Annotated in this window: 17 protein-coding genes and 1 tRNA gene; 6 read left to right on the top strand and 12 right to left on the bottom strand. The window is 67.1% G+C overall.

Going from position 1 to position 17,941, the window contains the following annotated elements; genetic code table 11:
* Positions 1-11: 11 nt before the first annotated feature.
* The gene (locus tag EMQ25_RS06875) at positions 12-299 is read right to left on the bottom strand and encodes an FAD assembly factor SdhE (protein ID WP_127187812.1); all 288 of its coding nucleotides are present in this window, start codon (positions 297-299) and stop codon (positions 12-14) included.
* Between the two features lie 115 nt (positions 300-414).
* On the opposite strand from EMQ25_RS06875, the gene recG reads away from it, so the two are divergent.
* From recG to EMQ25_RS06860, 3 genes are read left to right on the top strand one after another with little or no spacing between them, the layout of a single operon-like run.
* A complete protein-coding gene (gene recG / locus EMQ25_RS06870; protein ID WP_127187811.1) occupies positions 415-2,517 on the top strand; it encodes an ATP-dependent DNA helicase RecG in 2,103 nt (700 codons plus the stop codon).
* Positions 2,518-2,574: 57 nt separating this feature from the next.
* Positions 2,575-2,817 (top strand): type II toxin-antitoxin system Phd/YefM family antitoxin, encoded by a 243-nt coding sequence (locus tag EMQ25_RS06865; protein ID WP_127187810.1) that lies wholly within the window; start codon positions 2,575-2,577, stop codon positions 2,815-2,817.
* Complete coding sequence (locus tag EMQ25_RS06860) at positions 2,817-3,242, top strand: type II toxin-antitoxin system VapC family toxin (protein ID WP_127187809.1); 426 nt, start codon at positions 2,817-2,819, stop codon at positions 3,240-3,242. Before EMQ25_RS06865 ends, EMQ25_RS06860 begins: the two co-directional genes overlap by 1 nt.
* A 3-nt stretch (positions 3,243-3,245) precedes the next feature.
* Here the strand turns inward: EMQ25_RS06860 and glmS are convergent, their stop codons facing one another.
* Together glmS and glmU are read right to left on the bottom strand one after the other, a co-directional pair.
* A complete protein-coding gene (gene glmS, locus EMQ25_RS06855) occupies positions 3,246-5,072 on the bottom strand; it encodes a glutamine--fructose-6-phosphate transaminase (isomerizing) (protein ID WP_127187808.1) in 1,827 nt (608 codons plus the stop codon).
* A 3-nt stretch (positions 5,073-5,075) separates the two neighbouring features.
* Positions 5,076-6,431: a bifunctional UDP-N-acetylglucosamine diphosphorylase/glucosamine-1-phosphate N-acetyltransferase GlmU gene (gene glmU, locus EMQ25_RS06850; RefSeq protein WP_127187807.1), complete on the bottom strand. Its 1,356-nt coding sequence runs from the start codon at positions 6,429-6,431 to the stop codon at positions 5,076-5,078.
* Positions 6,432-6,620: 189 nt separating this feature from the next.
* On the opposite strand from glmU, the gene EMQ25_RS06845 reads away from it, so the two are divergent.
* The 3 genes from EMQ25_RS06845 to EMQ25_RS06835 all read left to right on the top strand — a co-directional run bounded on the left by EMQ25_RS06845 (position 6,621) and on the right by EMQ25_RS06835 (position 8,432).
* Entirely contained in the window at positions 6,621-7,559 is a 939-nt protein-coding gene (locus EMQ25_RS06845; RefSeq protein ID WP_127187806.1) for a hypothetical protein, read from the top strand.
* 61 nt (positions 7,560-7,620) lie between these two features.
* Positions 7,621-7,695 (top strand) — tRNA-Lys (locus EMQ25_RS06840).
* A 107-nt stretch (positions 7,696-7,802) separates the two neighbouring features.
* Complete coding sequence (locus EMQ25_RS06835) at positions 7,803-8,432, top strand: hypothetical protein (protein ID WP_127187805.1); 630 nt, start codon at positions 7,803-7,805, stop codon at positions 8,430-8,432.
* A 4-nt stretch (positions 8,433-8,436) separates the two neighbouring features.
* Here EMQ25_RS06835 and pgi read toward each other — a convergent pair whose 3' ends face one another.
* From pgi to gyrA, 9 genes are all read right to left on the bottom strand, one after another.
* Complete coding sequence (gene pgi / locus EMQ25_RS06830; protein WP_127188153.1) at positions 8,437-10,068, bottom strand: glucose-6-phosphate isomerase; 1,632 nt, start codon at positions 10,066-10,068, stop codon at positions 8,437-8,439.
* A 116-nt stretch (positions 10,069-10,184) separates the two neighbouring features.
* Positions 10,185-11,312, bottom strand: a complete 1,128-nt coding sequence (gene tgt / locus EMQ25_RS06825; protein ID WP_127187804.1) for a tRNA guanosine(34) transglycosylase Tgt — start codon at positions 11,310-11,312, stop codon at positions 10,185-10,187.
* The gene (queA, locus tag EMQ25_RS06820) at positions 11,309-12,388 is read right to left on the bottom strand and encodes a tRNA preQ1(34) S-adenosylmethionine ribosyltransferase-isomerase QueA (RefSeq protein ID WP_127187803.1); all 1,080 of its coding nucleotides are present in this window, start codon (positions 12,386-12,388) and stop codon (positions 11,309-11,311) included. Before queA ends, tgt begins: the two co-directional genes overlap by 4 nt.
* A gap of 102 nt (positions 12,389-12,490) precedes the next feature.
* A complete protein-coding gene (locus tag EMQ25_RS06815) occupies positions 12,491-12,886 on the bottom strand; it encodes a hypothetical protein (RefSeq protein WP_127187802.1) in 396 nt (131 codons plus the stop codon).
* Entirely contained in the window at positions 12,886-13,365 is a 480-nt protein-coding gene (locus tag EMQ25_RS06810; protein ID WP_127187801.1) for a peptidylprolyl isomerase, read from the bottom strand. Before EMQ25_RS06810 ends, EMQ25_RS06815 begins: the two co-directional genes overlap by 1 nt.
* 21 nt (positions 13,366-13,386) lie before the next feature.
* On the bottom strand, positions 13,387-13,950 hold the full coding sequence (locus tag EMQ25_RS06805) for a peptidylprolyl isomerase (protein ID WP_244606505.1): 564 nt from the start codon (positions 13,948-13,950) through the stop codon (positions 13,387-13,389).
* A complete protein-coding gene (gene coaD, locus EMQ25_RS06800; protein ID WP_127187800.1) occupies positions 13,947-14,444 on the bottom strand; it encodes a pantetheine-phosphate adenylyltransferase in 498 nt (165 codons plus the stop codon). Before coaD ends, EMQ25_RS06805 begins: the two co-directional genes overlap by 4 nt.
* 54 nt (positions 14,445-14,498) lie before the next feature.
* Entirely contained in the window at positions 14,499-15,113 is a 615-nt protein-coding gene (locus EMQ25_RS06795) for a LysE family translocator (protein WP_127187799.1), read from the bottom strand.
* Positions 15,114-15,213: 100 nt separating this feature from the next.
* Complete coding sequence (gyrA, locus tag EMQ25_RS06790; protein ID WP_244606529.1) at positions 15,214-17,919, bottom strand: DNA gyrase subunit A; 2,706 nt, start codon at positions 17,917-17,919, stop codon at positions 15,214-15,216.
* Positions 17,920-17,941: the final 22 nt, after the last annotated feature.

Here is a 17,941-nt window from a genome sequence, read left to right as displayed (position 1 = left end):
CACGGGGCGGATTACCGGGAGGAGGACTGGCGGAAGGCGACAAGCTCGGCGATGAGCTCGGAATCGGCCGAGGGCGGTGGAGGTTCCTGCCCCATCACCCATTTGAGCAGCAGCACGTCCTCCTCGGCGATGAAGGCCTCGAGCCGGTCGAGGGCGGCGCCGTCGAGCCGGTCGAGATGTGCATCGACATAGGGGCCGAGAATCAGGTCCATCTCCTGCGTGCCGCGATGCCAGGCGCGATAGCGCAGGCGCTTGCGGCGCATCAGGATGTCTTCTCCGGCTGGGGACTGGTCGGCCATGAGCGGACGATCTCGCAATTTGAAGGCGCTTTCCTTACGCTCTGGCGTGGTAAATGTCAGCCCTTAGCCACAGCGCGCCTTGCCGCAGGCGCATTCGAGCATTCAGAGCCCACCTTTGTCCCGTCCCGCCATACTCGATCCGCTGTTCCGTTCGCTGCGCTCGAGCAAGGGCGTCGGGCCGCAGCTGAGCGCGCTGTTGGCGCGGTTCTTCGGCGCGCCCGAGGGACAGGACGCGATCGCGCTCGACCTTCTGATGCACATGCCGTCGGGCTTCGTCGACCGGCGGCGGATGGACGGGGTGGCAAACACCTATCACGGGCACATCTCGACGCTGAAACTCCATATCGACCGGCATCTGCCCCCGCCGCGCGGCAAGCCGCACGTGCCGCATCGGGTGATGGCCCATGACGAGACGGGAGATATCCAGCTCGTCTTCTTCCGCGCGCAGGGGGGATGGGTGGAGCGGGCGCTGCCGGTGGGCGAGACGCGCTTCGTTTCGGGCGAGGTCGGGTTCTTCAACGGCGAAAAGCAGATCACTCATCCCGACTATATCGTCGAGCCCGAGAAATTCGAGACGCTGCCGCTGGTCGAGCCGGTCTACCCGCTGACCCATGGGCTGAGCGCCAAGGTGCTGGTGAAGCTGACCCGCCAGATCCTCGATACCGTGCCGGAGCTGCCCGAATGGGTGCCCGAGGCCCGGCGCGGCCCCTGGCCCGGCTTTCGCGAGGCGATGGCGCGGGTGCACCTGCCGCAGAACCCGGCAGATGCGGAACTGGGCGGAGCAGCGCGCACGCGGCTCGCTTACGACGAATATCTCGCAGGCCAGCTGGCGCTGCTCCTCGTGCGCAGCGAACTCGTGGCGCCGCGCGGCGTTGCGCGCGTCTTTACCGGCGCCATCACCGAGCGCGTGGCGGCCGCCCTGCCCTTTTCGCTGACGGCGGGCCAGCAGGCGGCGCTCGAGGACATCCGCCGCGACCTCGCCGCGCCCGAACGCATGTCGCGGCTGCTGCAGGGCGATGTCGGCTCGGGCAAGACGGTCGTGGCGCTGATGACGATGGCGGCGATGGCCGAAAGCGGCGCGCAATCGGCACTGATGGCCCCGACCGAACTTCTGGCGGCGCAGCACTACAAGACCCTGAAGCCGCTCTGTGAGCGGGCGGGGCTCGGCATCGTGCTGCTGACGGGCAAGCAGAAGGCGGCAGAACGGCGGGCGGCCCTGGAGGACCTGGCGAGCGGCGCGACCTCCATTGCCGTCGGGACCCATGCGCTCTTCCAGTCGGGCGTCGCGTTCCGCGATCTGGGGCTGACGGTGGTCGACGAACAGCACCGGTTCGGCGTCCACCAGCGGCTGGCACTGTCGGAAAAGGGCCGGCACACCGATCTGCTGGTGATGACGGCGACGCCGATTCCGCGCACGCTGGTGCTCACCCATTTCGGCGACATGGCAGTCAGCATATTGCGCGAGAAGCCGGCGGGGCGTCAGCCCATCGACACCGCGGTGCTGCCGATCGGCGAGTATGAGCGCGTGGTGGCCCGGCTTCGGGCGCGGATCGATGAGGGGGCGCAGGCCTTCTGGGTGTGTCCGCTGGTGGAGGAAAGCGAGACGCTGGACGTGGTCTCGGCCGAGGACCGGTTCGCCGAACTGCAGGCTGTGTTCGGCGCGGAGGTGGCGCTGGTGCACGGGCGGATGAGCGGAGCCGCCAAGCAGGCGGTGATGGCCGATTTTGCCGCGGGGCGCACGCGCATACTGGTGGCGACTACGGTGATCGAAGTGGGCGTCGACGTGCCCAATGCCTCGATCATGATCATCGAGCACGCGGAGCGGTTCGGGCTGGCGCAGCTGCACCAGCTGCGCGGGCGGGTCGGGCGCGGGGCAAAGCGTTCGGCGTGCCTGTTGCTCTTCAAGACGCCGCTGAGCGAAACGGCGGAGGCGCGGCTCGAGACGATCAAGTCGACCGAGGACGGCTTCGTGATCGCCGAACGCGACCTGGAACTGCGTGGCCAGGGCGATGTGCTCGGGACGCGGCAGTCCGGCATGCCGGGCTATCGGCTCGCCGTGCCGGACGTGCACAGCTATTTGCTCGAATGGGCCCATGAGGATGCGATTGAGGCGCTGGCGCGCAATCCGGGACTGGCCGGCGCCGAGGGCGAAGCCATGCGCGTGCTGCTGCACCTCTTCCGCAAGGACCTCGCCATCCCCCTGATCCGGGCGGGTTGAGATTGGAGAGGGGCCGTCCAGATGTTATATGATCAGGGAGATGGTCAGGAGGCCGGGATGAGTGCAGTCAGTCTTGCCGATGCGAAGGCGCGGCTCAGCGAACTCGTCAATCGTGTGGAAGCCGGAGAGACGATCGAGATCACCCGGAAAGGCAAGGTGGTGGCGCGGCTCGGGCCCGCGGTGACGCCGAAACCGCCGGTGGACGTGGAGCGCCTGCGCGCACATCTGGCGCGCATCCCTTTTCAGGATGAGCCCGCTGTCGACACTGTTCGCGCGATGCGCGACGACGATCGCTATTAATGATCTACGTCGATACCAGCCTGCTGGTCGCGATGCATGTGACAGAACGGGACAGCGAACGCGCACTCGGCTGGTTCGCCCGGATTGCAGGCGCGCAACTGGCTCTCTCAGACTGGACGGAGCTGGAGTTCGCCTCAGCACTCTCGCGCAAGATGCGTAGCGGAACGCTCAGCATGGACACACGCCTGCTGATCGATGAGGCCTTCTCGGTTACGCAGGCCAGCAACTTTCAGCGGCTCGAAGTCGGCAGCGCCGATTTCACCCTCGCCGCTGCCATGGTGCACCGCTTTCAAACCGGACTGCGAGCAGGCGATGCGCTGCATCTCGCCCTCGCCAAACGGCACGGGGCATCTCTCGCCACGCTCGATCGGACCCTCGTCGCCGCTGCAGGTGAATTCGGCGTTGTCGCTGAGATTGTCGACTGACCCCTACTCCACCGTTACCGATTTGGCGAGATTGCGGGGCTGGTCCACGTCCGTGCCCATCATCACGGCGGTGTGGTAGGCGAGGAGCTGGACCGGGATCATGGCGAGGATGGGCGCGACGAAGCTCTCGACCTTCGGGATGACGATGGTTTCGGCGACGCCTTCGCCGACGGCGCGCGCGCCATCCTCGTCGGTGATGAGGATGATCTGGCCACCACGGGCGGCGACCTCCTGCATGTTGGAGAGGGTTTTCTCCATCAGCTCGTCCGAGGGCGCGACGACGATCACGGGCATCGCCTCGTCGACCAGCGCGATGGGGCCGTGCTTGAGCTCGCCTGCTGCATAACCTTCAGCGTGTATGTAGCTGATTTCCTTGAGCTTCAGGGCGCCTTCCATGGCGACAGGGAACATCGGGCCGCGCCCGAGATAAAGGACGTCGCGCGCCTTGGAGAGCCGCCGGGAGATCTCGACGATCTGGCTTTCGGTGCCGAGGGCGGCGGAGACGGCGCTCGGGAGGGCGACGAGCGCCCGGACGAGTTCGGCCTCGCGGGTGCGATCAAGCGTGCCGCGCGCAACGCCGGCGGCGATGACGAGGCTGGCGAGCGCGGTGAGCTGGGCGGTCAGCGCCTTGGTGGAGGCAACGCCGATCTCGGGCCCGCAAAGGGTCGGGAAGACGACCTGGCTTTCCCGGGCGATGGTGGATTCGGCGACGTTGACGATGGAGGCGACGTATTGCCCCTGCCCCGCGCAGTAGCGGAGCGCGGCGAGCGTGTCGGCGGTTTCGCCCGACTGCGAGATGAAGAGGGAGAGGCCGCCCTTTTCGAGCGGGGGCTCGCGATACCGGAACTCGGAGGCGACATCGACATCGACCGGCAGGCGGGCATGGCGCTCGAACCAGTATTTGGCGATCGCGCCGGCGAAGGACGCGGTGCCGCAGGCGCTGATGGTGAGCCGCGAGAGATCCGCGAAATCGAACGGAAGCGCCTCGCGCAGGGCGACCGCTTCATTGCCCATGTCGACGTAGTGGCTCAGCGTGTGTGAGATGGTCTCGGGCTGCTCGTAGATCTCCTTGGCCATGAAGTGGCGGTGATTGCCCTTGTCGACGAGGAGCGCCGAGGCCTGCGAGAGCTGGGTTTCGCGCCGGACGATGCCGTCCGAACCGTCGCGTATGGTGACGCCGGCGGGCGTGATGACGGCCCAGTCCCCGTCTTCGAGATAGGTGAGGCGCGAGGTGAAGGGCGCGAGCGCCATCGCATCGGAGCCCAGATACATCTCGGCGGTGCCGTGCCCGATGGCCAGAGGCGCACCGCGCCGCGCGGCGATCAGCATGCCCTCTTCGCCCTTGAAGAGGAAGGCGAGGGCGAAGGCGCCGCGCAGGGCCTTCAGCGTCGTGGCCACGGCCGCTTCGGGGGCGAGGCCGCGATCGAGCTCGCGGGTGACCCAGAGCGCGACGGACTCGGTATCGGTCTGCGTCTTGGGCAGATAGCCGTCCTTGCCGAGATCGGTGAGAAGCTCGCGGAAGTTCTCGATGATTCCATTGTGGACGATGGCGACGCGCTCGGTGGCGTGGGGATGGGCATTGTGCTCGGTCGGCGCGCCATGGGTGGCCCAGCGCGTGTGCCCGATGCCGATGGTGCCGCCCAAAGGCTCGAAGGCGAGTTTCTGGGCCAGATTGCCGAGCTTGCCCTCGGCGCGGCGGCGACCGATCGTGCCGCCATCGAGCGTGGCGACGCCGGCGCTGTCATAGCCGCGATATTCGAGCCGCCGCAGGGCCTCGACGAGGCGCGGGGCGACGGGTTCGGTGCCGATGATGCCGACGATGCCGCACATGGATTACTTCCCCGATTTCTGGGCCTTGAGCGCGCGGGCGCGCTCGCGGAGGGTTGCGGCATGGCCGGGCTTAACGACCTGGCGGGCACGCCCGAGCGCCAGAGCATCCGCCGGCACGTCCTCGGTGATGACGCTGCCCGAGCCGACGAAGGCGCCCTCGCCGATCTCGACCGGCGCGACGAGCGAAGAATTGGAGCCGATGAAGGCCCCTGCCCCGATCACCGTGCGGTGCTTGTTGGTGCCGTCGTAATTGCAGGTGATGGTGCCGGCGCCGAGATTGGCCTTCGCACCGATGCTGGCATCGCCCACATAGCTCAGGTGGTTGACCTTGGCGCCGGCAGCGATCTCGGCCTTCTTGACCTCGACGAAATTGCCGATTTTCGCACCGTCGCCGATTTCGGCGGCCGGGCGGAGGCGCGCGAAGGGCCCGATTTCGGCGCCGGCGCCGATCGTCGTGCCCTCGAGATGGCTGAAGGCGCGGATGATTGCGCCCTCGCCGATGCGGACGCCCGGACCGATGAAAACCGAAGGCTCGATCAGGACGTCGCGCGCGATTTCGGTATCCCAGGAGAGCCAGGTGGTCGCCGGATCGCGCAGGGTGACGCCGGCGGCCATGAAGTCCTGCCGCCGCAGATCCTGGAACTGGCGTTCGGCCTGGGCGAGCTGGGCGCGGTCATTGACGCCGAGCACTTCATCGGCCGGAGCGGTGGTGAAGGCGACCTCGCGTCCATCGGCATTGGCGAGCTCGACGGCATCGGTCAGGTAGAATTCGCCCTTGGCATTGGCATTGCCGATGCGATCGATGATGGCGCGCAGGGCCTCGGCGCGGAAGCCCATGATGCCCGAATTGCAGAGCGTGACGGCGCGTTCGGCTTCGCTCGCATCCTTGTGCTCGCGGATGGCGCGCAGGCGGCCGCCCTCGGTGAGGAGGCGCCCATAGCCCGTGGGGTCAGGCGTATCGAAGCCCACGACGACGATGTCCGCGCCCGCCTCGAGCCGGGCGGAGACGGCGGCGATGGTGTCGTGCCGGACGAGCGGGCCATCCCCGAAGAGGACGACGACATTGCCGGTCCCTGCTGAAAAGAGGTCGCGGGCGGCGCGCACGGCATGGGCGGTGCCGAGGCGCTCGGCCTGGGTCACCATCGCGGCGCCCGGATAATCGGCGGCGACCATGGCGGCGACACCCTGATGATCGGGGCCGATGACGACCGAAAGGCGAGCGGCGCCGGCGCGCGTGGCCGAAGCGAGGACGTGGCCCAGCATGGGGCGACCGCCAATGGGGTGCATGACCTTGGGAAGGCTCGAGCGCATGCGGGTGCCCTCACCCGCTGCCAGCACGATCGCCGCTAGTTCAGCCATTTTCGCTTCCTGCCTCTTTCGTCGCTGTTTTGGCCGGGATTGGCACGAAACTAAGGCCGATCCCTTGGCAAACCGATAATGCCCGCGGCACTGGCGGGGCTGCGCCCTTCGATTTCGTTCCAACCGGACGTGGCGAAACACTAAACTGCACGGATCGGCGATGATTCGACACTCCGTCCGGGGGGACGCTTGGCGCGTGCTGCAGACCAGTTCCGGCAATCGGACGTGACCGCATGGGCGCTGGTGGCGCTCTGCTGCGGCGCGTTTGCCGTGCTCGCCGCCAATGTGGGTGCGCGCGTGCCCCCGCAGGTCTTCGCGGCACTGCATGCGAGCCGGGCGGACGGGGCGACGCTCAACCAGCTGCATGGCGAGCTCATCAGCCAGCAGGCGGCGATCGCTCAGCTGCGGCAGGAAAACGCCACGATGTCGGCGCGGTTCTCGCTCGCCGAGCAGCGGGGCAGCGAGACGTCGCGGCGGGTGGGTGCGCTGGAGGTCTCGATACCGGACCTGCTCGAAATCCTGCCCGACAATGCGCCCATCGACCGGAGCAATCTCACCGCCTCGATCGGCGCGGCGGCCGAGAGCGGAGATGCGCCCGAACAGTTCGACGTGTTCGGCGGGACGATGAGCGTGCAGCGCGGGCCGATGATGCCCCAGGCGGCAGTTCTGGTGGCGGGGGACGGATCGCTGCAGCCCATGCCGCCCGTGCCCGAGCCGTTGGCGGAGCCCGAGCCCGAGGCCGACGCCCCGGCAGGCGAAGAGGAGGCGGCGCTCGAAGTGCCGGCTGCCCCTGACGCCGAGGATGACGGCACGGCGCTGCTGGCGGCGCTGCAACTCGAAACGATCGAAGAGCTCGAGGCGGCGCAGGCGGTGGCGCTCGGGCCGGATGTGGCGCGCGGCGACGCGGACGCCGCGTGGACGGACATCGCCGCCAAGGTCGGCATGCTGCTGATCGGGCTCGAACCGCGCTTCGATGGCGAGGGCGAGGCCGGACGGCTGGTTGTGGGCCCCCTCGCCTCCCCGAATGCGGCGTCGGCGCTCTGCCAGCGCCTGCTGCCGGTCGGCATCACCTGCGACCCGGTGCCCTATCGCGGGGAAAGGCTGGGCGGAGCGGCGGAAGCGGGCTGAATTGCGGTTGACAGGCACGGGCCAGCGACTATGTTCCGCGCCCAGACGTTCCGTCCCCGGAGCGCCGGTAGCTCAGTGGTAGAGCATTCGACTTTTAATCGAATGGTCGAGGGTTCGACCCCCTCCCGGCGTACCAATCTCTCCTGATCGAAGGCGATGATGCGGCAGGGCCGCGACGGCCCCGTGCAACTCGCGGGGCTCTGGCGCCGTTGGACGTCAAAAGATGCCATGGAGACGCCACACATGCAGCGCCCGCCCCTCCTGCTCATTGCATTGCTCATCCTCTCGGCCGCCCCTGCGCTGGGCCAGCCGGCGGCTGAAGGTTCGGGGCTTTCGGGCACAAGCGTCGAAGCGTTGGGCGGAAGCGTCGGGGTTTCGCTCGATGTTGGCGGCAGTCTCGATGCGCGGCCGAGCGACGGCAGCATGGGTGGCTCCGGTAGCGTCGGGGTTTCGACCGGGATCGGCTCGGTCGGGGCGGGTCTCGATGTGAGCCTGCCAACGGGCGGGCAGCGCGGGGAGCCGGAGAGCGTGCCCGTGGGGACGACCATCGGGCAGGCCTCGACCGGGATCTCGACGCAGCCGCTTCCGACCGAGACCGAAGAGGTCGCGGCATCGACCTGCAGCGACACCGTGTCGGGTCGCCTGATGCATGCGGCCGAGATCGTGCCGATCGGCGCAGAGAGTGCCGTCGCCATCGTGCCGCTCTGCGACGGGGTTTCGATCGACGGATCGGGCATGGCCGAACTCGCGCCCCTCGTGGCGGACAATGCCCGGCTTGCCGATGCGCTCGCGACCGCCGGGCACGATGCCGGTGACGTCGTCGCGATCACGAGCGCCGAAGGGGCGATCGTTCTCTATGTGCCACAGGGTTGAGCGCTCAGGCGCTCAGCGCGTGGAAATGCTCGAGCAGGCCGCGCGTGGAGCTGTCGTGGTCTTGGGCGTCTGCTTCGCCCGTCACCTTTGGCAGGAGCGCCTTGGCAAGCTGCTTGCCGAGCTCGACACCCCATTGATCGAATGAGTTGATGCCCCAGATGGTGCCCTGGACGAAGACCTTGTGCTCATAAAGCGCGATGAGGCGCCCGAGCATGCGCGGATCGAGCTTCTCGTAGATTAGGGTGTTCGACGGCCGGTTGCCGGGAAACACCTTGTGAGGAGCGAGCGCGGCAATGGCGGCTTCGTCCAGCCCCTCGGCGCGCAGTTCGGCCTCCACCTCATCGCGCGTCTTGCCCAGCATCAGTGCTTCGGACTGGGCGAGGCAGTTGGCGACTAGCTTGGCATGGTGCGGCGGCAGCTTCTCCTGCGGGACGACGGCGAGCAGGAAATCGCAAGGGATGACGTCGGTCCCCTGGTGGATCAGCTGATAGAAGGCGTGTTGGCCGTTGGTGCCGGGCTCGCCCCAGACCACGGGACCAGTCGACCAGCCGACCGGCGCGCCCGAGAGCGTCACCGATTTGCCGTTCGATTCCATGTCCTGCTGCTGGAGGTAAGCGGGAAAGCGGCTCAGCCTCTGGTCGTAGGGCAGCACGGCGTGGGTCGGGAAACCCCAGACATTGCGGTACCAGACCCCGAGCAGGCCCATGATGACCGGCAGGTTCTGCTCGAGCGGGGTCGTGCGGAAATGCACGTCCATCTGCGCGGCGCCGGCGAGGAAGGCCGAAAAATTGTCGAACCCGATGGCGAGCGCGACGGGCAGGCCGATCGCCGACCAGACCGAGTAGCGGCCGCCCACCCAGTCCCAGAAGCCGAAGATGCGATCTTCCTGGATGCCGAAGGCGGCGCAGGCGGTGAGATTGGTGGAGACGGCGGCGAAATGGCTGCCGACGGCGCCCTCCCCGAGCGAGCGGGCGATCCATGCGCGGGCAGAGCCGGCATTGGTCATGGTCTCGTCGGTGGTGAAGGTCTTGCTCGCGACGACGAAGAGCGTCGTTGCAGGGTCGAGGCGCTTCAGCGTGTCATTGATGTGGGCGCCATCGACATTGGAGACGTAGTGGGCGCGCAGGTCGGGCCGCGTGTAGGGCTCGAGCGCGAGTGTGACCATGGCCGGGCCGAGATCGGACCCGCCGATGCCGATGTTGACGATATCGGTGAAGCGCCGACCGGTAGCGCCGGTAAGCGCGCCGCCGCGTACCGCATCGGTGAAGACGCGGATGCGCTCGAGCGTCTCGCGCACGGCCGGCATGACGTCACGGCCGCCGAGGAGGACGCGGGTATCGTCCTGATGGCGCAGAGCCATGTGCAGCACGGCGCGGTTCTCGGTGGTGTTGATCGCCTCGCCCGACCACATCGCGTCACGCCGCGCCTCGAGGTCGGCCGCGCGGGCGAGATCGAAGAGTGCGGTCATCGCCTCAAGGTCGATGCGGTTCTTGGAATAGTCGAGCAGGAGGTCGCGCTCGGTGGCCGAGAAGGTGCGGAAGCGTTCCGGATCGGCGGCGAACAGCGTGCGCATGTCGGTGCGCTCGAGCCGAGCGCGATGGGCGCTCAGGCCCGCAAAGTCTGGAGCGTAGGTCATATCGTTCATCGTCTTTTTGGCCCCTTGATTGCCGGCCTGAGGCCGACGCAGCAAGACTGGCCCAGATGGCCCCCGGGGACAAGCCCGGACCCCAAGGGTCAAGGCCCCGTACGATTTCAGACCGGTGGCAGGTCGCCTTTTGCCCAGCCCTCGCGCGTCTCGGCGGCGAAGTCGGCGAATCGGCCGGCTTCGATCGCCGCGCGGGCGCCTTTGACGAGGGTCTGGTAGTAGTGGAGGTTGATCTGGGAGAGGATCATGGCGCCGAGGATTTCCTCGGTGCGCACCAGATGGTGGAGATAGGCGCGCGAGAAGCGGCGGCAATTGGGATTTTCGGAATTCGCATCGAGGGGACGCGGATCATCCTTGTGCCGGGCGTTCTTGAAGTTGACGACGCCCATCGCGGTATAGGCGTGGCCATGCCGGCCGGCGCGGGTGGGATGGACGCAATCGAACATGTCGATGCCGCGCCCGATTGCGCCCAGAATGTCGTCGGGCTTGCCGACACCCATGAGGTAGCGCGGCTTTTCCTTCGGCATTTCGGGGGTGAGATCTTCGAGAACGCGGAACATCACCTCCTGCGGCTCGCCGACCGCGAGGCCACCCACCGAATAGCCGTCAAAGCCGATGGAGGCGAGCCCGGCGGCCGAGCGGGCGCGCAGCGCGGCATCGTCGCCACCCTGCACGATGCCGAAGAGCATGCGCGCCGGCTGCTGACCGAAGGCGGCCTTGGACCGGTCGGCCCATCGGAGCGAGAGCTCCATCGCGCGTTCCATCTCCTTGTGCTCGGCGGGCAGCGCGATGCATTCGTCGAGCTGCATGATGATGTCGCTGTCGAGCAGGAGCTGGATTTCGATGGAGCGCTCGGGCGTCAGCTCGTGAGCCGACCCATCGATGTGGGAGCGGAAGGTGACGCCGCGTTCATCGAGCTTGCGCAGCTTTGCTAGCGACATCACCTGGAAGCCGCCGCTATCGGTGAGGATGGGGCGCTGCCAGTCCATGAAATCGTGCAGGCCGCCAAGGCTCGCGACGCGCTCGGCGCCGGGGCGCAGCATCAGGTGATAGGTGTTGCCGAGGAGAATGTCGGCGCCGGTGTCACGCACCTGCTCGGGATACATCGCCTTGACGGTGCCAACGGTGCCGACGGGCATGAAGGCGGGCGTTTCGATTGCGCCGCGCGGCATGTCGATGCGGCCGCGCCGGGCGAGGCCGTCGGTGGCCGAAAGGGTGAACTTCGTCTTGGTCATTCGTCTTCGTCCCGGCTCCGGTCGCGCATGAGGAGCGAAGCGTCCCCATAGGAGTAGAAGCGGTAGCCGTCCTCGATCGCATGGCGATAGGCGTCGCGCATGGTGTCGAGCCCCGAAAAGGCACTGACGAGCATGAAGAGCGTCGAGCGCGGCAGGTGGAAATTGGTCATCAGCATGTCGGCGACGCGGAAGCGGAAGCCGGGGGTGATGAAGATGTCGGTCTCCCCGCTGAAGGGCGCGAGGCGGCCGGTGGCACGGGCCGCGGTCTCGAGAAGGCGGAGACTGGTCGTGCCCACCGCGATGATGCGGCCGCCGGCGGCGATGCGGGCATTGAGCCGGTGTACGGTTGCCTCGGTGATCTCGCCCCATTCGGCGTGCATGCGGTGCTCGGCGGTGTCCTCCACCTTGACAGGGAGGAAGGTGCCCGCCCCCACATGGAGCGTGACGCGCTCGAGCCCGACGCTGCGGTCCGACAGGGCCTGGAGCAGGGTTTCGGTGAAATGCAGGCCCGCAGTGGGCGCGGCGACGGCGCCATCGACCGCCGCATAGACGGTCTGGTAGTCGACGGCATCGCGGGCCTCGGGCTTGCGCTTGGAGCCGATATAGGGCGGCAGCGGCATCGCGCCATGGGCCTTGATCGCCTCGTCGAGCTCCGCACCGCCAAGATCGAATTCGATGGTGACTTCACCCGTGTCGCCCTTGCCGGCGAGGGTGGCGCCGAGCTTCGGGCCCTCCCCCTCGCCCAGTTCGAGCCGGTCGAGCAGCCCGAGGCGCTTGGCAGGGCGGGCGAAGGCGCGCCAGGTGTGCGCGTCGACGCGCTTGTGGAGGTTGAACGAGACCGCGGCGCGCGACTCCCCGCGGATGCGCTCCCCGGTGAGCGCGGCGGGCAGCACGCGGGTGTCGTTGACGACGAGCACGTCGCCGGGGGCGAGAATGTCCACGAGATCGCGAACGTGCCGGTCGGCGAGACCGGTCGCGGGATCGACCACGAGCAGGCGCGCGGCATCGCGCGGCTCCACCGGATGGAGCGCGATCAGGGAGTCGGGGAGCTCGAAATCGAATTCGTCGACGCGCATGGGACGGGGTCCGGGATCTGGAGGCCGCAAGGAAAAGGCCGGCACTCGCGCGCCGGCCTCTCCCCACTAAGCATTGTCGGCCTGGATCGCAAGCGGGGTGGCTCAGGGCCCCTCGCAGACCATCGCGTAGGCGCCCACTCCGGGCATGGCGAGCGTGCCGGCCATGACGAAATCGCGGCCCTCGCTCGCCTTGGCGAGACGCAGTTCACCGACGATGTCGTTGACGGCTTCGTCGGTGAAGCTCGCCCAGAGACCATCCTCGGTCTCGAAACCCTGGCCGGCGACGATCAACGTGCCGGGGGCGATCACGGGATCAGTGCTCCAGCTCTCCTCGCCAATGGTGATCTCGGCGCGGAGGATGGAGAGGACGCTGAGCGTCCCCACCGAAAGCGTCATGGTCGCATCGCCCGCGGGATCGGTGCAGGTGATGGTGCCTGTCGCCATGGCCGGCTGGGCGAACCCGGCAAGCAGCAGGACGGCCGGCAGCAGGGTCCGCATCAGGCTGCGAGGTCCGCCGCGACCTTGACGCTGACCATCTTGTCGGGGCTCTGGACGGGCTCGCCGCGCTTGATCTGGTCGACGTTTTCCATGCCCTCGATCACCTTGCCCCAGACCGTGTACTGACGGTTGAGGAAGGGCGCGTCCTCAAAGCAGATGAAGAACTGCGAGTTGGCGCTGTCGGGGTTCTGGGCGCGTGCCATGGAGGCGGTGCCGCGCACGTGGGGCTCGGAATTGAATTCCTGCTTGAGGTTGGGGTATTTCGACCCGCCGGTGCCGGTGCCGTTGGGGCAGCCGGTCTGGGCCATGAAGCCCTCGATCACGCGGTGGAAGGCGATGCCGTCGTAAAACCCCTCGCGCGCCAGCTTCTTGATGTGGGCGACGTGGTTGGGGGCGAGGTCCGGGCGCATCTCGATGACGACGTTGCCCTTGGTGGTCTCGATGACCAGCGTGTTCTCGGGATCCTTGTAGTCAGCCATTATCGGCTCCAATCTTGCTCGTTAGCGATATTCGATGGTTGCGGAAACGATGCTGTCGGGGTTGGCGACGGCGCCGTTATTGCGGGGATCGCCCTGCTCGAGGGCATCGACGTAATCCATGCCGGAAACGACGTTGCCGAAGACGGTGTACTGACCGTTGAGGTGCGGCGCATCGGCATAGACGATGAAGAACTGGGAATTGGCGGAGTTGGGGTTGGCCGAACGGGCCATGCCCAGCGTGCCACGGACGAAGGGCGTGCTGGTGAATTCGGCAGTGAGGTCTGGCAGGTCGGACCCACCCATGCCGGTGCCGGTCGGATCGCCGGTCTGCGCCATGAAATCGGTGATCACGCGGTGAAAGACGACGCCATCGTAGAAGCCCTGCTCGGCAAGGGCGACGATGCGCTCGACATGGTTCGGCGCAAGCTCTGGCTGGAGGGCGATCTCGACGGTGCCATCCTCGAGTTCGAGCAGGAGATGGGGCGTGCCATCCTGGGCGAAGCCGGCGGTGCTGCCGAGAGCGAGGACGGACGCGAGGGCCAGCGTGCCGGCAAGGCGGCGGGCGGTGGTCTTGAAGAGCATCATGCTTTTGTCAGTGCCTTGAGTACGATGGTGGGGACGAAGGCGGAAATGTCACCGCCCATCTCCGCTATCTGGCGCACGAGTGTGGCCGAGATGTGCCTGACATGGGGGCTGGAGGGCACGAAGACGGTCTGAAGGTCCGGCGCCATCTGCGCATTCATGCCCACCATCTGCATCTCGTAATTGTAGTCGGTGGTGTCGCGCAGGCCGCGAATGATGAGCGTTGCGCCGTTCTGGCGGGCGGCGTGAACCATGAGCCCGCCGAAATCGACGATCTCGAATTCGGTGGCGGTGCGCTTGCCCACGGGCTCGAGCGTCTGGCGCAGAATGGCCATCCGGTCGGGATGGGAAAAGAGCGGCTGCTTGGAGTGGTGGGTGCCCACGGCGACGACGAGCCGGTCGACGAGCCGGCAGGCGCGTTCGATGACGTCCAGATGCCCATTGGTGAGCGGATCGAACGAGCCGGGATAGAAACCTACGAGTCGGGTCACGGCCATGCCTCCACTGCCTTCTCAAGCCCTTGGGGCTTCTCGCACTTCAAGCGTACAAACTCAATGCTGGAGCGCAAGCCAGACCGCGGCGCCGATGAGGAGCGCGCCGGCAATCTGGTTGACCCGGCGCGCACTGCGCCCGGCGAGCAGGTGCCGCGCCCGGGCGGCGATGACGATATAGGCGCCGTCGGTGATGAGTGCCGCGCCCATTTCGATCAGCCCCAGCACGAGGACCTGCGGCCAGGCGGGATAGGCGGGATTGACGAACTGGGGGAGGAAGGCGCCGAAGAAGAGGAGCGCCTTGGGATTGGACCAGAGCACCATGATGCCCGAGAGGACGAGCCTCCCCGGTGCGCCGGCATCGTCGACGCGGTCGATCTCGACCGTGCTGCGCGAGGTGAGATAATTGACGCCCATCCAGAGCAGGTAGGCCGCCCCGACATATTTGATGAAATCGAAGGCGAAGGTGACGAAGCCGACGACCGCTTCGAGCGCGACGGCGACGACGATCACCATGCCGAGCCGCCCGATCTGCGCGCCGAGCTCGAGCCAGAAACCGGCGGCAAGCCCGCGCGCGAGCGAGGTGGAGACGATGGCAGAGACCGTCACCCCCGGCACGATGGTGACGACGAAGGCCGCGACGATGAAGGAAACGAGCGTGGGAAGATCGAACATCGGGGGGCCGTGAAAAGCGGTCTTCAGCGGAAGGCCCGCCCGTGGCAGATGCCAGGGCGGGCCTTTCTAATGCGTGCTGACGAGGTTGCGCGGGGCCGGATCAGGCCTCGCCGCCCTCCCCTTCAGCGGTCGGCTCCTCGCCGTCCTCGGCATCGTCCTCGCTGCCGGTGTCGTTGATCCGCTCGACCGAAACGACCTTCTCGTCCTTTGCGGTGTGGAAGATGCGGACGCCCTTGGAGGCGCGGCTGGCAAAGCGGATGCCTTCAACCGGCACGCGGATCAGCTGGCCGCCATCGCTGACGAGCATGAGCTGATCGGACTCTTCGACCGGGAAGGCCGCCACGAGCTGGCCGATTTCGTCGAGCTTGGAGAGATCGGTCGCCTGGATGCCCTTGCCACCGCGATTGGAGATGCGGAAATCGTACGAAGACGAGATCTTGCCGAAGCCCTTCTCGTTGACCGTCAGCACGAATTGCTGGGCCGCATCCATCTGGGCGTAGCGCTCGACCGAGATCGCGGCCTCGCCGGCATCATCCTCGGCATCCTCGCCACCCTGCGGCTCGGCATCGGCGTCCTCGCCCGTGACGGCACGCCGATTGGCGGCGTACTGGCGGATGAAGGTGTTGCGCTCGGCGGGGGTCGCATCGAAATGCCGGAGGATCGACATGGAGATGACGCTGTCCCCCTCGCCCAGCGAGACGCCGCGCACGCCGGTGGAATCGCGGCCCTTGAAGACGCGGACGTCCCCGATCTCGAAGCGTATGGCGCGCCCGAGCGCAGTGGTCAGCAGCACATCGTCGCTTTCGCGCGCGGTCTCGACGCCGACGATGCCCTCTTCGTCATCGAGCTTCATGGCGATCTTGCCATTGCGGTTGACGGAGGTGAAATCGGCCAGCGAATTGCGGCGCACCGAGCCTGAGGTCGTGGCGAAGACGATGTCGAGATCGCTCCATTCGCGCTCGTCCTCGGGCAGCGGCATGATCGAGGTGATCCGCTCGCCCTGGTGGAGCGGGAGGATGTTGACCAGCGCCTTGCCGCGGGCATTCGGCGCGGCCATGGGCAGGCGCCAGACCTTGAGCTTGTAGACGATGCCACGCGAGGAGAAGAACAGCACCGGGGTATGGGTGCTGGCAACGAACAGGCGGGCGACGAAATCCTCATCCCGCGTCGCCATGCCCGAGCGGCCCTTGCCGCCGCGGCGTTGCGCCCGGTAGCTCGAGAGCGGCACGCGCTTGATGTAGCCGCCGTGGGTGACGGTGACGACCATGTCCTCGCGGGCGATAAGGTCTTCGTCCTCGAAATCGGCGGCGCTTTCCTCGATCGAGGTTTTGCGCGGGGTGCCGAACTGGTCGCGGATCTCGGTCAGCTCGTCCCGGATGATGGCGCGGACGCGATCGCGGGACCGCAGGATGTCGAGATAGTCGGAGATCTCTTCGCCGAGGCCGTTGAGCTCGTTGCCGATCTCGTCCCGGCCGAGCGCAGTGAGGCGCGACAGGGTCAATGCGAGAATGGCGCGGGCCTGCACGTCGGACAGGCGGAACGTGCCGTCCTCCTGGATGCGGTGGCGCGGATCGTCGATGAGCGCGATCAGGGGCGCGACATCGCGCGCCGGCCAGTCACGTTCCATGAGGCGTTCACGGGCAGTCGCCGGATCGGGCGCGGCGCGGATGAGCGCGATCACCTCGTCCACATTGGCGACGGCGACGGCGAGGCCGACGAGCACATGGGCGCGGTCGCGCGCCTTGTTGAGGAGGAATTTGGTGCGCCGGGTAACGACCTCCTCACGGAAGTCGATGAAGGCGGAGAGAATGGGCTGCAGCCCCAGAAGCTCGGGCTTGCCGCCGTTCAGAGCAACAAAATTGCAGCCGAACGAGGTTTGCAGCGGGGTGAAGCGGTAGAGCTGGTTCAGCACCACGTCGGCGACGGCATCGCGCTTCAGTTCGACCACGACGCGCATGCCGCTGCGATCGGATTCGTCGCGGATGTCGGAGATGCCCTCGATGCGCTTTTCGCGCACGAGATCGGCGATCTTCTCGATCATCGTCGCCTTGTTCACCTGGTAGGGAATCTCGGAGATGATGAGCGCCTCGCGCTCCTTGCGCACCTCCTCCACCTCGACGCGGCCGCGCATGAGGATCGAGCCGCGCCCGGTTTCATAGGCCGAGCGGATGCCCGAACGCCCGAGGATGATCCCGGCGGTGGGGAAGTCGGGGCCCGGCATGATCTCGAGGAGGTCATCGACCGTGATCTCGGGATTGTCCATGGTGGCGAGGACGGCGTTGATGACCTCGGTCAGATTGTGGGTGGGGATATTGGTGGCCATGCCCACCGCGATGCCGCCGGCGCCGTTGACGAGCAGGTGCGGGAACTTGGCGGGCAGGACGACGGGCTCTTTCTCGGAGCCATCGTAATTGTCCCGGAAATCGACGGTGTCCTTGTCGAGGTCGTCGAGCAGCGAGCCTGTGACCTTTTCCATGCGCACTTCGGTGTAGCGCATGGCGGCGGGCATATCGCCATCGACGGAGCCGAAATTGCCCTGGCCGTCGATCAGCGTGACGCGGAGCGAGAACTCCTGCGCCATGCGCACGAGGGAGAAGTAGACCGCATCATTGCCGTGCGGATGGTATTTACCGATGACGTCGCCGACCACGCGCGCCGACTTGCGGTAGGGCTTGTTATATTCATAGCCCTGCTCGTGCATGGAATAGAGGATGCGCCGATGCACGGGCTTGAGCCCGTCGCGCACGTCGGGCAGCGCCCGGCTCACGATGACGCTCATGGCGTAATCGAGATAGGACTTGCGCATCTCGTCGGAAATCGAGATCGGC

This window comes from Arsenicitalea aurantiaca, assembly GCF_003994485.1.
In the GTDB taxonomy this organism is placed as follows: Bacteria; Pseudomonadota; Alphaproteobacteria; order Rhizobiales; family Devosiaceae; genus Arsenicitalea; species Arsenicitalea aurantiaca.
The sequence above is the reverse complement of the archived record's forward strand: the minus strand, read 5'-3'. Positions and strand labels throughout refer to the sequence as shown.